This window comes from Sphingomonas abaci, assembly GCF_014199625.1.
Classification (GTDB): domain Bacteria; phylum Pseudomonadota; class Alphaproteobacteria; order Sphingomonadales; family Sphingomonadaceae; genus Sphingomonas; species Sphingomonas abaci.
This window is the reverse complement of the sequence record NZ_JACHNY010000001.1, coordinates 493,935-512,838: the sequence shown is the minus strand read 5'-3', so window position 1 is coordinate 512,838 and position 18,904 is coordinate 493,935. Positions and strand designations below refer to the sequence as shown.

Genomic DNA, 18,904 nt, shown 5'->3' with positions numbered 1-18,904 from the left:
GATCACGCGGCGCGCAGCCGCTCCTCCCGGGGTTGGGCCAGCGCGACGAGCTGGGCGATGTCGAGGATCAGGGCGACGCTGCCGTCGCCCAAGATGGTCGCGCCGGTGAACGAGCCGACCTGGCGGTGCAGCGGCGACATGGACTTGATGACGGTCTGGTGGTTGCCGATGATCTGGTCGACGACCAGGCCGACGCGGTCATTGCCGGTGGCGACGACGACGATCTTCTGGTGCGGATCGGCAGGCGTGCCGGTCGCGAACGCCTCCCGCAGCCGCAGGAACGGCACCAGCCGGTCGCGCAGCGTGATCAGGCTGCGGCCCTGCGAGCGCCGGTCGTCCTCGGCCGACAGTTCCAGGCATTCCTCGACCGCTGCGAGCGGGATGACGTAGTCGCCCGATCCCACCCGGACGAGCAGCCCGTCGATGATCGCCAGCGTCAGCGGGATGCGCAGCGTGATGGTCGACCCGCCACCGTCGATGCTGGCGATCTCGATCGTGCCGCGCAGGCTTTCGATGGTGCGCTTGACCACGTCCATGCCGACGCCGCGTCCCGACAGGTTCGTCACCTGCGCTGCGGTCGAGAAGCCGGGCGCGAAGATCAGTTGCAGCAGGTCCTGGTCGGCGAGCAGCTGGTCGGGCTGGATCAGGCCGTTGGCTTCCGCCTTGGCGCGGACGCGGGCCCGGTCGATGCCGCGGCCATCGTCGCGGATCGTGATCAGCACCTCGCCACCGGCCTGGTGCGCCGACAGATGTACGGTGCCGGTCGCCGACTTGCCGGCGGCGACGCGGTCCTCGGCCGGCTCCAGGCCATGGTCGCAGCTGTTGCGGATGATATGGACCAGTGGATCGAACAGCCGCTCAATGACCGTCTTGTCGACCTCGGTCGTCTCGCCCGTGGTGACCAGATCGATCGCCTTGCCCGTGTCGCGCGCCAGGTCGTGGACCAGGCGGCGGAACCGGCCGAACAGGCTGGCGACGGGCATCATGCGCAGCACCATCATCGTATCGCGCAGCTCGCCGGCCAGTCTCTCGATCTCCTCGGAGACGGAGCGGAGGGCAAGGCCGCCTTCCTGATGCGCGATCTGCGACAGGCGGCTCTGCGCAATCACCAGTTCGCCGACCCGGTCCATCAGCTCGTCCAGCCGCTCGGCGGGGACGCGGACATGTTCGGCGGCCTTGACGGCGGCTGGCGGCGGCGGAGGCGGGGGCGGGGGCGGGGGCGGGGGCGGCGGCGGGGGGGCCGCCGCTGGCATGGCTGCGGCGGGCGTGGCGGCGTCGGGCGCCGCCGGAGCCTCGTCCGCCTCGACCGCGAGCGGCGTAATCGCCAATTCCATATCGTCCATCACGAAGATGAACACATCCTCGACCGCGCCGGCCGGTTCGTCGGTCTCGACCGTCACGTCCCAGCCGATATGGCAATGGGTCGGCGTGAGCGCATCGAGCGTGGGCAGCCGGTCGGTCAGGGCGACGACGCGGCACGGGCCCAGCTCGCGCAGCTCGTCGAGCAGCATCAATGGGTTGGTGCCGTTGGCCATGCAGTCGGCCGGCAGGCGGAAGACGACGTGCCAGCCCTGTCCGGCGGGCGTGGCGGCGGCAGCGGGGGGCGGCGCGCCCGCCGCATGGGCGATCGCATCCTCCAGCGCGGCGAGGATGTCGCCGCCGGCCGCCTCGCCGCCGGTGGCGCGACCGTCGAGCAATGCACGCATATGGTCCTGCGCCGACAGGATCACCGCGACCAGTTGCGCGGTGGCGGGGACCACGCCCTTGCGCACCTTGTCGAAGGCGCTTTCGCAATGATGGGTAAACTGGGCCAGCGCGTCGAAGCCGAACATCGCGCCCGACCCCTTCAGCGTATGCAGTCCCCGGAACACGGCGTTGACCAGGTCCATGTCGCCGAGGCGATGCTCCATGTCGAGCAGCGCCTGTTCGACCTCGTCGAGCAGCTCGCCGCCCTCGACGCGGAAGGCGGCGACGGGATCCGTCGCGCTCACTTGCCCAGGACCTTCTTGGCGATCCTGATGAGCTGGTCCGGCACGAACGGCTTGACCAGCCAGCCCGTGGCGCCGGCGGCGCGCGCCTGCGCCTTGATGTCGGCGTCGGATTCTGTGGTCAGGAAGATGATCGGCGTGCCGGCGTGCCGCGCATCCTTGCGCAGCTCGCGGATCATGGTCAGGCCGTCCATGTTGGGCATGTTGAGGTCGGTGACGATCATGTCGTACTTGCCCGCATTGGCCTTGGTCATGCCGTCGACGCCGTCGACCGCCTCCGTCACCGCATAGCCCGCGCCGGTCAGCGCCAGGCGGATGGCCAGGCGCAGGCTGGTCGAATCGTCTACCGTCAGGATGGATGCCGTCATGGCTGGCGATCTCCGTGAAACCAGAATTGAAGGTCGTCCGCCGTCGCGGCGGCGAGGAAGCCGGCGCGCTCCAGCACGGCGGCCACGGCCGGATTCGCGCGCGCACGCAGCTGCACCGCGCCGCCACGGGCGGCCATGTCGCGGCGCGTCACCTCGATGAGCTGGAGCAGGCTGAGATCGGCTTCGACGACGGCGTCGGCATCGATGGTCAGCGTCGCGTCGGCGCGGGCCATCCCGTCCGACAATTGCGCGGCCAGGATAGCCGCCTCCCTGACGGTGGCCGACTGGTCCAGGGTGATGAGCATGGGAACCTGTCCGTTGTATGTCCGCTAACCATTATAGGCGGCGGTCATCGGCTGCGGACGGCGTCCTGGGATATCTTGGCGGGACGGCGGAAGCTTTCCGGGCGGTGCGCCTGCAACCGCCCGGATCGTCAGGATTCAGTAGATGTCGCGCCGGTAGCGACCGTTCGCCAGCATGGTCTCCAGCACCGCGTCGCCCAGGATGGCCGCGAGCGCGGCATGGACGCCCGGGGCCATGCCGGTGACGCTGCCACAGACCAGGATGGCGGCGCCCGCCGCCACCGCCTCTCGCACCAGATCGGCCTGCCCGGCGACCGCATCCTGGACATAGCGGGGCCCATGGCCCAGCCGCGACCAGGCGGGAATGGTGCGGGTCAGCACCCCGTCGGCGGCAAGAGCGGCGCGCTCGACCGACAGAAAGTCGTCCTGCGCCGGGTGCCGCTCGCCGAAGAAGAGGGTGGCCGGGCCGTGCGCGCCCCCGACGGCGGCGCGCGCGCGGAGATGCGCCATCAGCCCTGCGAGGCCGGTGCCGTTGCCGATCAGGATCAGCGGCGTCGCCGGATCGGCGGGGGCGTGGAAGGCGGGATTGCGGCGGATGCGCGCGCGGACCACGCCGTCCAGCGGCGCGCCCTGGGTCAGCCAGCCCGATCCCAGCCCGGCGAACCCATCCGCCGCGCGGCATTGCCGCACGATCAATTCGACCTGTCCCGCCGAGGCGATGGATGCGATGGAATATTCACGGTGCGGCAAGGGCTTGAGGGCGTCGAGGGCGGAGGCACCATCCGCCTCGGTGGGCAGGATGCAGGTCATCAGCGTGGCCCGCAGCGCGTCGTCGCTTGCCCGGCCCACCCGGGCCAGGAACGCGTCGACGCGCGCAGGATCCTGCTCGGGCAGGATTTCGACGATGTCGCCAGCCTGCCAGTCCAGGACGGCGGGATCGGTGGGCGCCAGCGCGACATGCCAGGCACCGTCGCCTTGGCTGCCGGGATTGAGCAGCCGGCGCTCGACCAGCCGCCACGCGGTCATCGGCGCCGGGGCCCAGTCGGGTTGGTCGGTCCGCGCGCCGAGCCCTGCCAGTTGCTGCTGCCACTGGCGTTGCGCGTCGGCATCCTCGCCGTCCATCTCGACCGGGTCGTACAGCCGCGTCGCGCCGCCCGCGTGCAACCAGCGATCGACCCGGTGGCCGAAGGCGCAGAAATCCGCATATTCGCTGTCGCCGAGCGCGAGGACGGCATAGCGGAGGTGCGACAGGTCGTCGGGGGCCTGCGCCATCCGGCGGGCGAAGGCGCGGGCGGCGTCGGGCGGCTCGCCCTCGCCATAGGTGCTGGCGACCACGAACAGGCAGCGCGCCCGCGCCAGCGTTCCGGCGTCGAGCGCGGCAAGCGGCAGCGCGGCGGCATCGGGCAGGGCTCGGGCGGTCAGCCGGGCGATGCGTTCCGCGGCGCCGGTCTGGCTGGCATAGGCGACCAGCGTGGTCGCGTTTGCCGCCCCGCCGGTCGCGGGCGCGTCGGCCATGACCTGCGCTAGTGCCGCCTTGCGCCGCCTCCGCCCGAGATAGAGCAGGACGCCGGTGACGGTGAACAGGGGCATCGCCAGGCTGGCGAGCATGATGCCGACCCGGCCGATGATGCCGAAATAGGCGCCGCGGTGGATCTCGTAGACGCTGGTGACGATGTCCGCGCCGATCGGGCGGTCGGCGTAGCGCGCCTTGGACAGCACCGCGCCGGTGCGGCTGTCGATCGACAGTTCGTCGGAGACGCGGTCGTGCCGCGCGTTCGGCAGCTTGGCCCGGAACTGTACCGCGGTGCCGTCGCGCGCGCTGGCGGTGACGCTGTCATAGGCCCGGCCGCCCGTGGCCGTGGTGAAGCCGGTCCAGGCGCGCGCCCAGTCGACCGGGGTCTCGTCGCGGTCCGCCTTGCCGGGCTTGCCGGGCGAGTCGTGGCGGGGGGACTCGATGGCGAGCAGATGCTGCACGCCGTCGCGATACCAGCCATAGGACCACCATAGGCCGGTGCCCGCGCTGACCAGGTAGAAGACCAGCACCCAGCCGCCGACCACCGCATGCAGCGCGCGGTAGAAGTTGCGGCCGGTCATCCGCCCGTCGATCACCAGCCAGCTGCGCCAGTCGAGCGGTCGGCGCGGCCAGCGCAGATAGAGGCCCGACAGCGCGAAATAGAGGAGCGACAGGCAGGCGAAGCCGGTGACCTGCCGACCCCAGCCATTGCCGTGGCCGGGCAGCGCCAGCCAGCGGTGCAGATCCTCCACCACCGCGAAGACGCCCGAGCCGCGGGCCGGAGCCAGCAGCCGGCCGGTTGCGGGATCGAGATAGCGGCGCTGCGGCTCCTTCGATCCTTCCGGCGTGTAGCTGATCGCGGTCGCGCGGGTCGGGTCGCGCGAGACGATCACGCGGACGATCCGCCCCGGGGGCAATTGCGCGCGGGCGCGGTCGATCAGGGCGGGGGCGGGCAGGGGCGGCGCTCCACGCGGGGCGACGGTGACGATGCCCGGATTGATGGCGGCCAGGATTTCCGGCTCGAAGCTCATCAGCCCGCCGGTCACGCCCATGACGGCCAGAACGAGGCCGGCGGTGATGCCGAGGAACCAGTGGATCTGGAAAAGGATCGTCCGCGTCATCGCCCCATCGATTTATCTTGTTATTGATAGTCACTCGCGTTAGCCGGCGCGCCGCATAGGGTCAATGATTACGGCAGGGAAACGATCATGAGTATCGCGTGGGGCGTGGCGCTGGCGGGGTTGGCGGTGGTGCAGCAGGCGCCGGTGCAACCGCCGGCCAGCACGGCGGACGATGCGGCCGGGGCGGGGGCGGCGACCGACACGGCGGCGGGCGGGGAGACGATCGTCGTCACCGCCGCGCGCACCGTGCTGCCGCCCAACGCCCTGCCGCTGACGATCGACATCATCGACAAGCCGGTGCTGGACCAGCAGATCGCGATCTCCGGCAGCATCACCGACGCGGTCGCGGCGCTGACCCCCAGCTTCTCGCCGACGCGTGGCAAGCTGTCGGGCGCGGGCGAGACGCTGCGCGGCCGCTCGCCGCTCTATGCGATCAACGGCATCCCGCAGACCACGCCGCTGCGCGACGGCGGCCGCGACGGCTTCACCATCGACGGCTTCTTCATCGACCGGGTCGAGCTGATCTACGGCTCCAACGCCTTGCAGGGCGTGGGCGGCACCGGCGGCATCGTCAACCAGGTGACGGTCGGCCCGCCGCGCAGCGAGGGCGTCACCGGCCGCATGCTGGTGCAGGGCAGTGCCGCCGACCGGTTCGAGGGCGACTCGTTCGGCGGCAAGGCGGCGGGGCTGGTCCAGTACAAGGCCGGCATCTTCGACGCGACGGTCGGCGCCTCCTATGAGAAGCGGGGCGCCTTCTACGATGCGCGGGGACGGCGGATCGGCGTCAACCTGACCCAGGGCGAGACGCAGGACTCGCGCGCGCTCGACCTGTTCGGGCGGTTCGGGCTGGCGGTGCGGCCGACCGGGCGGCTCGACCTGATCGTCAACCGCTTCGCCTTGAACGGCGACGGCGATGATGTCGCGCTCGCCGGCAACCGGTCGCGCGGGATCCCGACCAGTGCGGTGCGGGGATCGCCGGGCGGCAAGCCCGCCGCCAATCGCGCCGAGGCGGCGTCGCTCTCCTATACCGACAGCGACGTGGCCGGCGGGAACCTGACCGCGCAGCTCTTCTTCAATCGCACGCACGACACGTTCGGGCGCGAGCTGACGCCGCTCGCGACCTTCCAGGATCCCGCGATCGCGCCGCTGGGCACGCTGCTCGACCAGTCGGAGAACCGCTCGCGCAAGCTGGGCGCTCGCGCCAGTTATGAACGCGCGGTGCCGGGCTGGGACGCGCTGATCGCGACGATCGGCTTCGACAGCCTGTTCGACCGGACGGAGCAGCGGCTGATCGGCACCAACCGCATCTGGGTGCCGCCCTCCGATTTCCAGAGCCTGGCACCCTTCGTTCAGGCGAACCTGAAACTGGCGGACGGGCTGGTGCGGCTGGCCGGCGGGCTGCGCTGGGAGAATGTGAAGGTCCGGATCGACGACTATCACACGCTCGCCTCCACCACCTATGACGGCAGGAACGCGACGACCTATGGCGGCGTGTCGGTGAAGGGTGGCGCGCCCGGCTTCGACCAACTGCTGAAGAATGGCGGCATGATCGTTGAGCCGGCCCAGGGCATCCGCGCCTATGTCAGCTATGCCGAGGGCTTCACCATGGCCGATATCGGCCGCATCACCCGCGCGGTCGATACGCCCGGCACCGACCTGAGCAACTTTCGCGCGATCGACCCCGTCATCTCCAACAATCGCGAGGTCGGCGTCGAGGTGAAGCGCGGCCCGCTGGACGCCAGCGCCACCTATTTCTGGTCGTCGAGCGACAAGGGGCAGCTCCTGATCGCGCTCAGCAACGAGAATTTCCAAGTGCAGCGCCAGCGCGTCGAGATCGAGGGGCTGGAGATCAATCTGGCGGTGCGGATGCCGGTCGACGGGCTGCGGCTGTCGACCGGCTATGCGCATATCGTCGGGCGCTACGACAGCGACGCCCGCGCGCCGGACGGAGTGGTCGACACCGATCTGGACGGAACCAACATCTCGCCCGACCGGCTGAACGCCGCCGCCGACTTCGCCCGCGGCCCGCTCACCGCGCGGGTGCAGACCCAGGTCTATTTCGCCCGCACCTTCCACGGCAAAGCGAACCCGGACCCGCGCAACGATTTCGGCGGCTATACGGTCACCGACGCGTCGCTCCGCTATCAGACCAGGATCGGCGGCATCTATCTGACCGCACAGAACATCTTCAACCGCTTCTACATCGACTACAACAGCGACACACGCCTGCCGAACGACAATCTCGCCTATTTCGCCGGGCGGGGGCGGTCGTTCACCCTAGGCTGGGACAAGCGGTTCTGACGGCCTCGCCTGAACCGATCCCGGCGGGCATCACCGCTCCTCGCGTGCCTGTTTCAGGCTGTCGGCGGCGTAGAGGGCGCAGCCGGTCCAGATCAGGCCGAAGGTGACGATATGGACCGGGCGGAGCGGCTCGCCGAACAGCAGCACCGCCTGCGCGAACTGGAGCGTCGGCGCGATATATTGGAGCAGGCCGAGCGTGGCGTAGCGCATCCGCTTCGCCGCGGCCGCGAACAGCAGGAGCGGCAGGGTGGTGATCGCGCCCGCCGCCATCAGCAGCAGGTCGGTGCGGGTGCCCGTGCCGAACGCCTGGGACCCCGCCACCTGCGCCTGCGCCAGCACCGCCGCGGCGGGCAGCGCCAACAACAGCGTCTCGACGGTCAGGCCGCCCAGCGCATCGATCGCCGCCACCTTGCGGACCAGGCCATAAAGGCCGAAGCTGAGCGCCAGCACGAGGGAGATCCACAAGGCGCCGCCGCCGGCCATCGCCATCACCGCGACGCCCAGCGCGGCGACGCCCACCGCGACGGTCTGGCGACGCGACACCCGCTCGCGCAGCACCACCACGCCGAGCAGCACGTTGAGCAGCGGATTGATGAAATAGCCAAGACTCGCCTCCAGCACATGCGCGTGCTGCGTCGCCCAGATATAGACCAGCCAGTTGATCGCGATCAGCGTCGCCGAGGCGCAAAGCAGCAGCAGCGTCCGCCCCCGCGCCGCCGCCCGCAGCGCGCCGACGCGGCGGCGCGTGACCACCACGACGCCCAGCAACAGCACCGACCATAGCACCCGGTGCGCCAGGATCTGCAGCGCGGGCACCCCCTCCAGCAACTTGAAGTAAAAGGGCAGGATTCCCCACAGGATATAGGCGGCGATGCCGAGCTTCAGCCCGTCTGTCTGCGTGTCCCGATCGGTCATGCCGGCGTCTGTCGCGGATGCGGACGGGGCCCGCAACCTGCTTTGGGTTGGCCGGGGGCAAGCCATGGCTTGCGGGGCCGGCTTCCGCTTCCTAACCCCAGGCCATGGACCCCTTGCCCGAATCCCTGCCGGCCGACCCGACGACCGCCGCCGCCGAGTTGGCCGAGCTGGCGCAGGCGATCGCGCGCGCCAACCGCCTCTATCATACCGAGGACGCGCCCGAGATCAGCGACGCCGCCTACGACGCGCTGGTCCGGCGCAACGCGGCGCTGGAGGCAGCCTTTCCCGACCTGGTCCGCGCCGATTCCCCCAGCCGCCAGGTCGGGGCGGCCCCCGCCGCGCACCTCGCCAAGGTCGCCCATGCGCGGCCGATGACCAGCTTGGACAACGGCTTCGCCGACGAGGACATCGTCGAATTCGTCGCCCGCGTCCGTCGTTTCCTGCGCCTGTCGGACGACGAACCGGTAGCGCTGACCGCAGAGCCGAAGATCGACGGCCTGTCGTGTTCGCTCCGCTACGAGGACGGGCGGCTGGTCCAGGCGCTGACCCGCGGCGACGGCGCGATCGGCGAAGACGTGACCGAGAATGTCCGCACCATCGCCGACATTCCCCAGGCCCTGCACGGCGATGCACCCGCGATCTTCGAGGTTCGTGGCGAGGTGTACATGTCCAAGGCGGATTTCGCCGCGCTCAATGCCCGGCTGCTTGCCGAGGCGGCGGCGGCGGGCAAGGAGGCGCGCCAGTTCGCCAATCCGCGCAACGCCGCCGCCGGGTCGCTGCGCCAGAAGGACCCGGCCGTCACCGCCGGTCGGCCGCTCCGCTTCCTGGCGCATGGCTGGGGCGAGGCGAGCGCGATGACGGCGACGACCCAGGCCGAGTTGGTCGCGCAGATCCGCGCCTGGGGCTTTCCGGTCGCCAAGGCCTTCGCGCGCGTCGAGGACGTGGCCGGTGCGCTCGCCGTGTATCGCGCGATCGAGGCGGAGCGGGCGGACCTGCCGTTCGACATCGACGGCGTGGTCTACAAGCTCGACCGGCTCGACTGGCAGGCGCGGCTGGGCATTGTCGGCCGGACGCCACGCTGGGCGATCGCGCACAAATTTCCGGCCGAGCGCGCGCAGACGACGCTGGGCGCGATCGACATCCAGGTCGGGCGGACGGGCGCGCTGACCCCGGTCGCGCGGCTGGAGGCGGTAACGGTGGGCGGCGTCGTCGTCACCAACGCAACGCTGCACAATGCCGACGAGATCGAACGACTGGGGGTGCGGCCCGGCGACCGGGTGGTGGTGCAGCGCGCCGGCGACGTGATCCCGCAGATCGTCGAGAACCTGACCCGCGACGCCGATCGGCCGGCCTTCGTCTTCCCCGACCATTGCCCGGACTGCGGATCGCTGGCGACGCGCGGCGAGGACGAGGTGGTGGTGCGCTGCACCGGCGGGCTGATCTGCCCGGCGCAGCGGGTCGAGCGGCTGATCCATTTCGTGTCGCGCCACGCCTTCGACATCACCGGTCTGGGGCTGGTGCGGGTGGAGGATTTCTTCCGTGACGGGCTGATCGCCTCGCCCGCCGACATCTTCCGCCTGCATCGCCACCGCGCGGCGCTGGTCGCGCGCGAGCGCATGTCGGAGCTGGTGGTCGACAAGCTGCTGGCGGCGATCGACGAGCGGCGCGCGATTCCGCTCGACCGTTTCCTCTTCGCGCTCGGCATCCGTCATGTCGGCGCGATCACCGCGCGCGACCTGGCGCGACGGTTCGTCTCGGCGCGAGGGTTCGCGACGATGATCCGCCAGGCGCTGCGCCTGCGCCGGGCGACCGTGCCGGCGATCGGCGAGACCGAGCGCAAGTTCGTGCTGCGCCGCGCCCGCGCGCTGGTCGGCGCGATCAACACCGCCGGCATCGGCCCCGAGGTCGCCGACGCGCTGCTCGACTTCTTCGCCGAGCGGCACAATCGCGCCGTCGTCGCCGACCTGCTGCGCGAGGTCCGGCCGACCGACGTCGTCCACGAGACGCGCCTGTCGGACGTGTCAGGAAAGACCGTGGTCTTCACCGGCTCGCTCGAGACGATGAGCCGCGACGAGGCCAAGGCCCAGGCCGAGGCGCTGGGCGCGCATGTCTCCGGATCGGTGTCGAAGAAGACCGATCTGGTGGTCGCCGGGCCGGGCGCGGGCTCGAAGTTGAAAAAGGCGTCGGATCTGGGGGTTAGGGTGATCGACGAGGCGCAATGGGCAGCGATCGTGGCCGCCGCGGAGTAGCGGGCGGGGCAGGGGGGCTGACACAATCCCGCCGTAAATCCGTTGCGTATTTGCCACGCGCCGCAACGGATTGATCGGGTACGCGGAACCATCTCGAGTCTGTAACAGAACCGACATATTGTCCCGGCAGGGCGCGATCGTCCGGCCGCAGAGCCGTAAGTGTCCGAGCAAGAAAAGCTCAAAGGGGAATATGATGCGGAACAACCTTTTCCTGGGCGTGGCTGCGGTCGCGCTGATCGCGCCTGCGGCGGCGATGGCGCAGGAGACGACGTCGACGATCCGCGGCACCGTCACCGCCAATGGCGCGCCGGTCGCCGGCGCCGCCGTGACCGTCGTCAACGTGCCGTCGGGCACGACCTCGAACGTCACCACCGACGCCGACGGCAACTTCAACGCGGCCGGCCTGCGCGCGGGCGGCCCCTACACGGTCAGCGTCGCCGCACCGGGCTATACCAACGCCCAGGTCACCGACATCAACACGGTCGTCGCCCAGTCGTTTGACCTGCCGATCGAGCTGGTGCCGGAGACGGCGGGCGGCGAGGAGATCGTCGTTACCGCGTCCAAGCTGCCCAACGCGCGCACCATCTCGCAGGGGCCGACCACGGTCCTGAACGCCGCGCAGATCGCCAACATCGCCACGGTCAACCGCGACATCCGCGACCTGGAGCGGCGCGATCCGTTCGCGCGTCTGGACGACACCCCGACCGGCGGCCGCGCCGTGTCGTTCGCCGGCCAGAACGCCCGCTACAACCGCTTCACCGTCGACGGCGTGCCGATCACCGACAATTTCGGCCTCAACACCGATGGTCTGCCCAGCCGGCGCTCGCCCATCCCGCTCGACGCGATCGGCCAGTTCCAGGCGCAGGTCGCCCCCTATGACGTGCGCCAGGGCAATTTCCAGGGCGGCGCGATCAACATCGTGCTGAAGTCGGGCACCAACAATTTCCACGGCACCGGCTTCTACTCGCGGTCGGGCGACGAATTCGTCGGCAAGCGCACCAAGGACACGCGCGTCGTGGTGCCGAACTTCAAGGTCGACAATTTCGGCGTCGAGCTGGACGGCCCGATCATCCGCGACAAGGTGTTCTTCATGGTCGCCGGCGAGCGTCTGCGCGGCGGCCGTCCGATTGCGGAAGGTCCCACCGACAACAATGTCGGCCTGGGCATCCCCGGCGTCACCCAGGCGCTGGTCGACCAGGTCAGCGCGATCGCCAAGTCGGTCTATAATTACGATACCGGCGGCGTGCTGCGCAACCTGGGCGACAAGGATGACCGCGTCGTCGCCAAGATCGACGCCAACATTTCCGACACCCAGCGTCTGGCGCTGACCTACACCTATGCCAACGACGCCATCAACCTGCTGAACAACACCTTCGCCAACGCGCCGACGGGCCTGGGCCTGGCGTCGAACGCCTATGTCTCGGGCAACCGGCTGCACACCGGCGTCGCTCAGCTGAACTCGGACTGGTCGGATAACTTCTCGACCGAAATCCGCGGCTTCTACAAGAACTACACCCGCATCGCCGATCCGCTGCTGGGGCGTGGCTTTGCTCAGTTCCGCGTCTGCACCAACCCGACCAACCCGACCGGCGGCAGCCTGACTGGATGCGACGGCGGCGCCGGCGTCATCTCCTTCGGTCCGGACAACTCGCGCCAGACCAACCAGCTGAACACTGAGACCTGGGGCGGCCTGGTCCAGGCGCGGCTGACCATGAACGACCACGACCTGCGGGTCTTCACCGAAGTCGCGGCGGTCAAGGTGTTCAACTCGTTCCTGCAGAACAGCTCGGGCAACTATTATTTCGACTCGCTGGCGGATTTCACCAATCGCCAGGCGAACCAGGTGACCTATGGCAACGCGATCCCGTCGCTGGTGCCGGACGATGCCGCGGCAAACTTCCACTATCAGAGCTACACCTTCGGCATCATGGATGCGTGGAAGGTCACGCCGACGCTGAACGTCAATTACGGCATGCGCTACGACCTGTATGCGATGCATGACATGCCGGCCCTCAGCACCGCCTATCTGAACCGCTATGCCAATGGCGCGATCGTCAATGGCGAGCGCAAGATCATCGGTGGCAACACCGCGAACATCTCGGGCTACAACCTGTTCCAGCCGCGCGTCGGCATCGACTGGCACCCGACCCGCCGGATCAGCATCCGCGGCGGCGGCGGCATCTTCGGCGGTGGCACGCCCGACGTCTATGTGTCGAACAGCTTCTCGAACACCGGCGTGCTGACCAACTCGGTCTCGGTCAACCGCACGGCCACCGGCTTCAGCGGCGCGACCACCAACGCCGCGATCGGCGCGGCGGTGCTGAACAATGTGCCGGGCAACACCATCCCGGGCGCGCTCAACAACCTGGTCACGAATGCATCCGTTTCGACGCTGTCAAACGTCAACGCGATCGACCCGAACTTCAAGGTGCCGTCGCAGTGGCGCGCCACCATCTCGGGCGAATATACCGCCAACCTCGGCCCGCTCGGCGACAACTGGGTGTTCGGGGCGGACTTCCTCTACTCGAAGGTTCGCAACCAGGTCTATTTCACCGACATCCGTTCGCAGCCGATCATCGGTGGTGCGAATGCTCTCACGCCGGATGGCCGTCAGCGCTACTATAATATCGCCGATCCGACGGGCGCGGCGAGCACCAACACCAACACTGACATCCTGCTGACCAATACCAAGCAGGGCCGCGCCTACATCGCCGTCGCCCGCCTCGACAAGTCGTGGGACTTCGGCCTGAACATCAACGGCAGCTTCACCTATCAGGACGTCAAGGATGCCGCCCCGGCGACCTCCTCGACCGCCGGCTCGAACTATTCGAACGGCGCGTTCATCGATCCGAACAATGTCGCCTATGGCATCTCGAACGATCAGGTGAAGTACTTCTTCAAGTACGGCGTCAACTACGATCATGCCTTCTTCGGCGATTACAAGACCACGCTGGCGCTGTTCGGCGAGTCGCGGATCGGGCATCCGTTCAGCTACACGTTCCAGGATTTCGGTGGCACGCGTTCGGCGGTGTTCGGCACCACCGGCGTCAGCTCCGGCACGGGCACGGGCGGCAACCGCTATCTGATGTACGTGCCGACGACCAACGATCCGCTGGTGTCGTACAGCTCGGCGGCGGTCCGCAATGCCGTCAACGCGTTCATCGACGCGTCGGGCCTGGGCAAGTACCGGGGCCAGGTCGCGCCGCGCAACGCCTTCCACTCCAAGTGGTTCACGCGCATCGACCTGCACGTCGCCCAGGAACTCCCGACCTTCATTGGCAAGTCGCGGATCACCGTGTTCGCGGACATCGAGAACTTCACCAACTTCCTGAACCGGAAGTGGGGCCAGCAGCGTGAGTACACCTTCCCGTACAACGCCGCCGTCGTCCGGGTGCAGTGCCTGACCACCGCCGGCAATGCCGATGGCGCGGGCACGGTGGCGACCAGCGCGGCGCAGTCCTGCGCCCAGTATCGCTACTCGCCGGCGAGCAACGCCACGACGTTCACCGCGCCGACCGACCAGCTCTATGTGAACCAGTCGCTCTACTCGATGCGCATCGGCGCCAAGTTCTCCTTCTGATCGAACGTCCTTCGGGACCGATGATCGGGCCGCCATCCCCCGGGATGGCGGCCCTTCTTTTTTTGCGGCGCTTTTGCGTGGGGCGGGCGAGGCGTATATGCGTCGCCACGACGATGGCTACGCTACCCGCCCCCGCTTCCCCGAGCCCCAGCACCGCCGAACGCCGGCTCGCGCTCAACGTCCGCCCCTTTTTCGAGGACAAGGCGCGCGCCTTCTGGACGCTTCAGGCGGTCGGCTGGGCCGGATACCTGGTGCTGCGCGCAGTGTCGGGCCTGTCCAACGGCTTTTCGCTGGAGATCATCATTCCCGCGATCGTCTCGGCGATCGTCGGCTATTGCATCACGCTGCTGCTCTCGACGCTCTACGGCGCCTATCGCCGCTTTCCGCGCCTGATCGGCGTGGTGCTGGCGCTGGTCACGCTGGCTGCCGCCACCGCGCTCTATGCGACGCTGGAGGCCTATACCTGGTCGTTCCTCAATTCCGCCAAGCCCAGCGTGTCGCTGGCCAAGGTGATCGGCTATTCCTTCTTCAACCTGACCGTGCTGGCGGGCTGGTCCGCGCTCTATTTTGGCATCAACTTCTACCTGATCGTCGAGCAGCAGATCGACGAGATGCGGATGCTGGAGCTGCAGGCATCGACCGCGCAACTCGCCATGCTGCGTTACCAGCTCAACCCGCACTTCCTGTTCAACACGCTCAATTCCATCTCGACGCTCGTCCTGCTGAAGCAGACCGAGCGGGCCAATGCGATGCTCAGCCGGCTGTCCTCCTTCCTTCGCTACACGCTCGCCAACGAGCCGACCGCACATGTCACCGTCGCGCAAGAGGTTGAAACGCTGAAGCTCTACCTCGAAATCGAGAAGATGCGGTTCGAGGATCGGATGCGGCCCAAATTCGACATCGACCCGCGCGCCGAACGCGCGCGGCTGCCATCGCTGCTGCTCCAGCCCTTGGTCGAGAATGCGATCAAATATGCGGTGACGCCGCAGGAGGAGGGCGCGGAAATCTGCATCGCCGTGCGCTTCGCCGGGGATCGGGTGCAGATCGCCGTATCCGACACCGGGCCCGGCTTGCATGAGGCGCGGGTTACGCCAAGCCTTTCAACCGGCGTGGGGCTCGCCAATATCAGGGAACGTCTGGTGCAGGCCTATGGCCCGGACCAGCGTTTCGAAACGCGCTCCATGCCCGCTGGGGGATTCTCGGTCGAGATCGAGATCCCGTTCCAGCTGGAAGATGTGAACAGAGAGGCCGCATGACCATCCGTACCATCCTCGTCGACGACGAGCCGCTCGCGATCCAGGGGCTCGAACTGCGTCTCCAGGCGCACGAGGACGTTGAGATCATCGAGAAATGCTCGAACGGCCGCGAGGCGATCCGGGCCATCAAGACCCACAAGCCCGACCTAGTCTTCCTCGACATCCAGATGCCCGGTTTCGACGGCTTCTCCGTCGTGCAGGGGCTGATGGAGGTGGAGCCACCTTTGTTCGTGTTCGTCACCGCCTATTCCGACCACGCCCTGCGCGCGTTCGAGGCGCAGGCGGTCGACTATCTGATGAAGCCGGTCGAGGAGAGCCGGCTGGGCGACACGCTCGACCGGGTGCGGCAAAGGCTTGCGGAAAAACGCGGCGCGGGCGAGGCCGACCGGCTGAAGGAAGTGCTGGCGGAGGTCGCGCCCGAGGCGGTGGACGACATCGCCGATGGCGGCGACCATGCCGCCAACCGGTTCGAGAAGCTCATCAACATCAAGGATCGCGGCCAGATCTTCCGAGTCGATGTCGACACGATCGAGCGGATCGACGCGGCCGGCGATTACATGTGCATCTACACGGGCGACAATACGCTGATCCTGCGCGAGACGATGAAGGACCTGGAGAAGCGGCTCGACCCGCGCCGCTTCCAGCGCATCCACCGCTCGACCATCGTCAATCTCGACCTGGTCAAGCAGGTCAAGCCGCACACCAATGGCGAATGCTTCCTGGTGCTGGGATCGGGCGCGCAGGTGAAGGTCAGCCGCTCCTATCGCGACGTGGTGGCGCGCTTCGTCCACTGAGGCGCGGCGCGGGGGCTGCGGGCCGCTCCCAGCTTAGGCCGCCAGCCCGTGCGACGGCGGGCTGGCGATGTCCTCCATCTTCGTCGCCAGGTCGGAACTGGTCCGCGTCGCCATCTTGCGCGGCACGCTGATCCGCTGGCTCTTCACCGTGCTCTCCGCCTTGGCCAGGCGCCGGGCGATGACCGTGTTGCGCATCCCCCGCGCCAGCAGCGGCGCCAGCGTCGGCTCCGCCGGGGAGAGGCTCCCGAAGGCGCGGCGATTGGCCTGGGCGTCGGCGGCGCGGGCGGCGGCGGCGCGGGCGGCGGCGGCACGCGTCAGGCCCTGCTCGACCGTGTGGATGAGGATGCGCGGCGGCACCGGCTTGACCAGGAAATCCATCGCGCCCGCCTTCATCGCGGCCAGCGCGTCCGCCACCTCTGCGGTGGCGCTGGCGAAGACGATGGTCAGTGCGGGACGGGCGGCGACCATCGCCTGAAGGGCGAGGCCGCTGCGCCCGCGCAATCGTATGTCGAGCAGCAACAGGCCGTCGGGCGCGGGCACCTGCGCCAGGAACGCCTCCGCCCCCGCGAAATCCTGCACCCGGTGGCCGCGCGCCGCCAGCAACGCGGCGGTCGCCCGGCGGAAATCGTCGCAGGCATCGACGATATAGACGGGCAGCGGCGGGGCGGAAGCGTGGCGGTCCATAGGTCTTTATAGGAAGGCACGACGAGGACCGGTCCGATGATCGCCGGCTGGCAGCCGGCCTCAGCGCAGGATGATATCGGCCCCATGTTTGTGCGCGCGGATTTCCGCCTCGGTCAGCCCGTTGATCTCGTGGGGGAAGATGAGCCAGTCATTGGTCTGATGCACGAAATAGTCGGGCTTCAGGTCGGTCACGTTGCGCGAGGGTTTGTAGTAGACGGTGGCGACCTTCACCACGTCCGGGATGTTGTTGCGGCATCGCTCCTGCAATTCCTTCAGCACCGCGCGGATCGAACGGCCCGAATCGAACACGTCGTCGATCAGCAGCAGCCGGTCCTCCGGGTTGAGGACGTCGACCAGATAGCCCAGGCCGTAGATCCGCACCTGCGGGTCCTGCTGGTCGATGCCGACATAGGAGGCGGTGCGGATCGCGATATGGTCGCTCTGGACGCCGCGATATTCGAGCAGTTCCTGGACGGCGATGCCCACCGGCGCCCCGCCGCGCCAGATGCCGACGATATGGGTCGGGCGAAAGCCGGAGTCGAAGACCAGGTTGGCGAGCCGGAAGGAATCCTCGAGCAGGCGATCGGCGGACAGATAGACTTTGGGGACCACGGAACTTCCATCATCGTTGCAGGGCTGGCGGACGGGGACGTCCATGCGCACGTCCGCTGATACCGTCCTATCCGCGCGGCCGGAAGGGGCGGTGGCGGCCCCGGCGACCGCGTCAGTCGGGCGGGGTCCGCTCGTAGCGGTCCCAGTGGGCGAGCAATTCGGTGACGACCCGGTCGCCGACCCGGTAGAGGTTCTCGACCGAGGCGGCGAGACCGGCATAGCCCTCATTCTCGCGCAGCAGATAGTCAGCCGCCGTCACCCCCGGCGGCGGCAGGGTATAGTTGCTGCCCGCGCGCAGGACGAGCACCCGATCCTTGTCGACGCGCCCGATCCGGGCGAGATAGGCGATCGCCTGCAACGTGCCCGTCTCTTCCATGGCGCTGGTGACGAACTGCCCCTTGCCTTGGGTGAAATAGCGGGTGTGGTCGTTGGCCCAGCGGTTGAGCAGCGCGCCGTGCCAGAAGGTCATGGCCGAGAACTGGTCCCCGATCAGCACGAAGGGCGGCTTTCGCGCATGGGGATGGTCGGTGTAGCGGACGCGTTCACGAGCGATGCGCGGATCGTCGGGCAGCGGCGTGTCGCGGGTCAGCCGATAGGCCCATTCCGCCAGCCGGGGATTGAGCGCGAAGACCTCGCCGCCATCCTGGCGGGGCGGCGCGGGGTCGTCCGGCCCCTTGCGGTCGATCGGGAAATAGCCGGTGCTCCAGCCGGCGGGGATCTCCCGCGCGTCGATCTCATGCGCCAGATCACCGTCGACGACATAGCGGGCCCAGGCCGCCGAGCCGATCGACGCGTCCTCGGGATCGATGCCGGCGATCCCGGCGACCAGCCAGTAGGCATGCGACAGGTCGAGCCGGGCGTCGAGGCCGACCGCCGTGATCGCCGCGGCCGCCCGTACCGAGCCGACGCCGGTGACGATGCCCAGCATTTGCGTGTCGGGATTGTAGTAGAGGTCGTGATAGCCGTTGGGGAAAGGGATGCGCTGGTGCAGGTTGCGCCGCGTCTTCCAGAGCTGGAACTCGCCGGCGGTGTCGCCCTCGTCCCGGCCGATCTCGAACATGGTCACGATCACCATCCGCACCGGCAGCGGGCGGGCGCAGGGCGCGGCGATCGCGCACGGCGCGAGCGGGGTGGCGGCGGCCGGCACGGCGGGGGCCGCGGCGGCGGCGAGCAGCAGGCCGGGCAGGAAAGCGGGCATGATCGATACTCCGGCGCGGTGGG

The 18,904-nt window shown here is 68.7% G+C and carries 13 protein-coding genes; 5 read left to right on the top strand and 8 right to left on the bottom strand.

Annotated features, from left to right (window positions below; translation table 11 throughout):
• Positions 1 to 2 precede the first annotated feature (2 nt).
• From GGQ96_RS02255 to GGQ96_RS02240, 4 genes are all read right to left on the bottom strand, one after another.
• Positions 3 to 1,991: a chemotaxis protein CheW gene (locus tag GGQ96_RS02255; protein ID WP_184111113.1), complete on the bottom strand. Its 1,989-nt coding sequence runs from the start codon at positions 1,989 to 1,991 to the stop codon at positions 3 to 5.
• Positions 1,988 to 2,356 carry a response regulator gene (locus GGQ96_RS02250; RefSeq protein ID WP_184111111.1) on the bottom strand — a complete coding sequence of 123 codons (369 nt, stop codon included), beginning with the start codon at positions 2,354 to 2,356 and terminating at the stop codon, positions 1,988 to 1,990. The genes GGQ96_RS02255 and GGQ96_RS02250 overlap by 4 nt, the downstream gene beginning before the upstream one ends.
• Complete coding sequence (locus GGQ96_RS02245; protein WP_184111109.1) at positions 2,353 to 2,661, bottom strand: STAS domain-containing protein; 309 nt, start codon at positions 2,659 to 2,661, stop codon at positions 2,353 to 2,355. The genes GGQ96_RS02250 and GGQ96_RS02245 overlap by 4 nt, the downstream gene beginning before the upstream one ends.
• A 135-nt stretch (positions 2,662 to 2,796) precedes the next feature.
• Positions 2,797 to 5,292 (bottom strand): sulfite reductase flavoprotein subunit alpha, encoded by a 2,496-nt coding sequence (locus tag GGQ96_RS02240; protein ID WP_184111107.1) that lies wholly within the window; start codon positions 5,290 to 5,292, stop codon positions 2,797 to 2,799.
• An 87-nt stretch (positions 5,293 to 5,379) separates the two neighbouring features.
• Between GGQ96_RS02240 and GGQ96_RS02235 the strand changes: the two genes are divergently transcribed.
• Entirely contained in the window at positions 5,380 to 7,593 is a 2,214-nt protein-coding gene (locus GGQ96_RS02235; protein WP_184111105.1) for a TonB-dependent receptor, read from the top strand.
• A 30-nt stretch (positions 7,594 to 7,623) separates the two neighbouring features.
• Here the strand turns inward: GGQ96_RS02235 and rarD are convergent, their stop codons facing one another.
• Positions 7,624 to 8,508, bottom strand: a complete 885-nt coding sequence (rarD, locus tag GGQ96_RS02230; protein ID WP_184111103.1) for an EamA family transporter RarD — start codon at positions 8,506 to 8,508, stop codon at positions 7,624 to 7,626.
• A gap of 104 nt (positions 8,509 to 8,612) precedes the next feature.
• On the opposite strand from rarD, the gene ligA reads away from it, so the two are divergent.
• The 4 genes from ligA (at position 8,613) to GGQ96_RS02210 (ending at position 16,387) form a co-directional block, all read left to right on the top strand.
• On the top strand, positions 8,613 to 10,757 hold the full coding sequence (ligA, locus tag GGQ96_RS02225) for an NAD-dependent DNA ligase LigA (protein ID WP_184111095.1): 2,145 nt from the start codon (positions 8,613 to 8,615) through the stop codon (positions 10,755 to 10,757).
• Positions 10,758 to 10,950: 193 nt separating this feature from the next.
• The gene (locus GGQ96_RS02220; protein WP_184111087.1) at positions 10,951 to 14,337 is read left to right on the top strand and encodes a TonB-dependent receptor; all 3,387 of its coding nucleotides are present in this window, start codon (positions 10,951 to 10,953) and stop codon (positions 14,335 to 14,337) included.
• A gap of 113 nt (positions 14,338 to 14,450) precedes the next feature.
• A complete protein-coding gene (locus tag GGQ96_RS02215; protein ID WP_184111085.1) occupies positions 14,451 to 15,593 on the top strand; it encodes a sensor histidine kinase in 1,143 nt (380 codons plus the stop codon).
• A complete protein-coding gene (locus GGQ96_RS02210; protein WP_125996570.1) occupies positions 15,590 to 16,387 on the top strand; it encodes a LytR/AlgR family response regulator transcription factor in 798 nt (265 codons plus the stop codon). The genes GGQ96_RS02215 and GGQ96_RS02210 overlap by 4 nt, the downstream gene beginning before the upstream one ends.
• A 33-nt stretch (positions 16,388 to 16,420) precedes the next feature.
• Here the strand turns inward: GGQ96_RS02210 and GGQ96_RS02205 are convergent, their stop codons facing one another.
• The 3 genes from GGQ96_RS02205 to GGQ96_RS02195 form a co-directional block, all read right to left on the bottom strand.
• Complete coding sequence (locus GGQ96_RS02205; RefSeq protein ID WP_184111083.1) at positions 16,421 to 17,071, bottom strand: response regulator transcription factor; 651 nt, start codon at positions 17,069 to 17,071, stop codon at positions 16,421 to 16,423.
• Positions 17,072 to 17,131: 60 nt separating this feature from the next.
• Positions 17,132 to 17,683, bottom strand: a complete 552-nt coding sequence (locus GGQ96_RS02200; protein ID WP_343058896.1) for a phosphoribosyltransferase — start codon at positions 17,681 to 17,683, stop codon at positions 17,132 to 17,134.
• Positions 17,684 to 17,795: 112 nt separating this feature from the next.
• On the bottom strand, positions 17,796 to 18,881 hold the full coding sequence (locus tag GGQ96_RS02195) for a purine nucleoside permease (RefSeq protein ID WP_184111079.1): 1,086 nt from the start codon (positions 18,879 to 18,881) through the stop codon (positions 17,796 to 17,798).
• Positions 18,882 to 18,904 lie beyond the last annotated feature (23 nt).

Excerpts from the sequence above, each read along its gene's own strand:
- GGQ96_RS02250 (WP_184111111.1), bottom strand. The coding sequence starts at position 2,356 with ATGACGGCATCCATCCTGACGGTAGACGATTCGACCAGCCTGCGCCTG.
- GGQ96_RS02245 (WP_184111109.1), bottom strand. The coding sequence starts at position 2,661 with ATGCTCATCACCCTGGACCAGTCGGCCACCGTCAGGGAGGCGGCTATC.
- GGQ96_RS02240 (WP_184111107.1), bottom strand. The coding sequence starts at position 5,292 with ATGACGCGGACGATCCTTTTCCAGATCCACTGGTTCCTCGGCATCACC.
- GGQ96_RS02235 (WP_184111105.1), top strand. The coding sequence starts at position 5,380 with ATGAGTATCGCGTGGGGCGTGGCGCTGGCGGGGTTGGCGGTGGTGCAG.
- rarD (WP_184111103.1), bottom strand. The coding sequence starts at position 8,508 with ATGACCGATCGGGACACGCAGACAGACGGGCTGAAGCTCGGCATCGCC.
- ligA (WP_184111095.1), top strand. The coding sequence starts at position 8,613 with ATGGACCCCTTGCCCGAATCCCTGCCGGCCGACCCGACGACCGCCGCC.
- GGQ96_RS02220 (WP_184111087.1), top strand. The coding sequence starts at position 10,951 with ATGCGGAACAACCTTTTCCTGGGCGTGGCTGCGGTCGCGCTGATCGCG.
- GGQ96_RS02215 (WP_184111085.1), top strand. The coding sequence starts at position 14,451 with ATGGCTACGCTACCCGCCCCCGCTTCCCCGAGCCCCAGCACCGCCGAA.
- GGQ96_RS02210 (WP_125996570.1), top strand. The coding sequence starts at position 15,590 with ATGACCATCCGTACCATCCTCGTCGACGACGAGCCGCTCGCGATCCAG.
- GGQ96_RS02205 (WP_184111083.1), bottom strand. The coding sequence starts at position 17,071 with ATGGACCGCCACGCTTCCGCCCCGCCGCTGCCCGTCTATATCGTCGAT.
- GGQ96_RS02195 (WP_184111079.1), bottom strand. The coding sequence starts at position 18,881 with ATGCCCGCTTTCCTGCCCGGCCTGCTGCTCGCCGCCGCCGCGGCCCCC.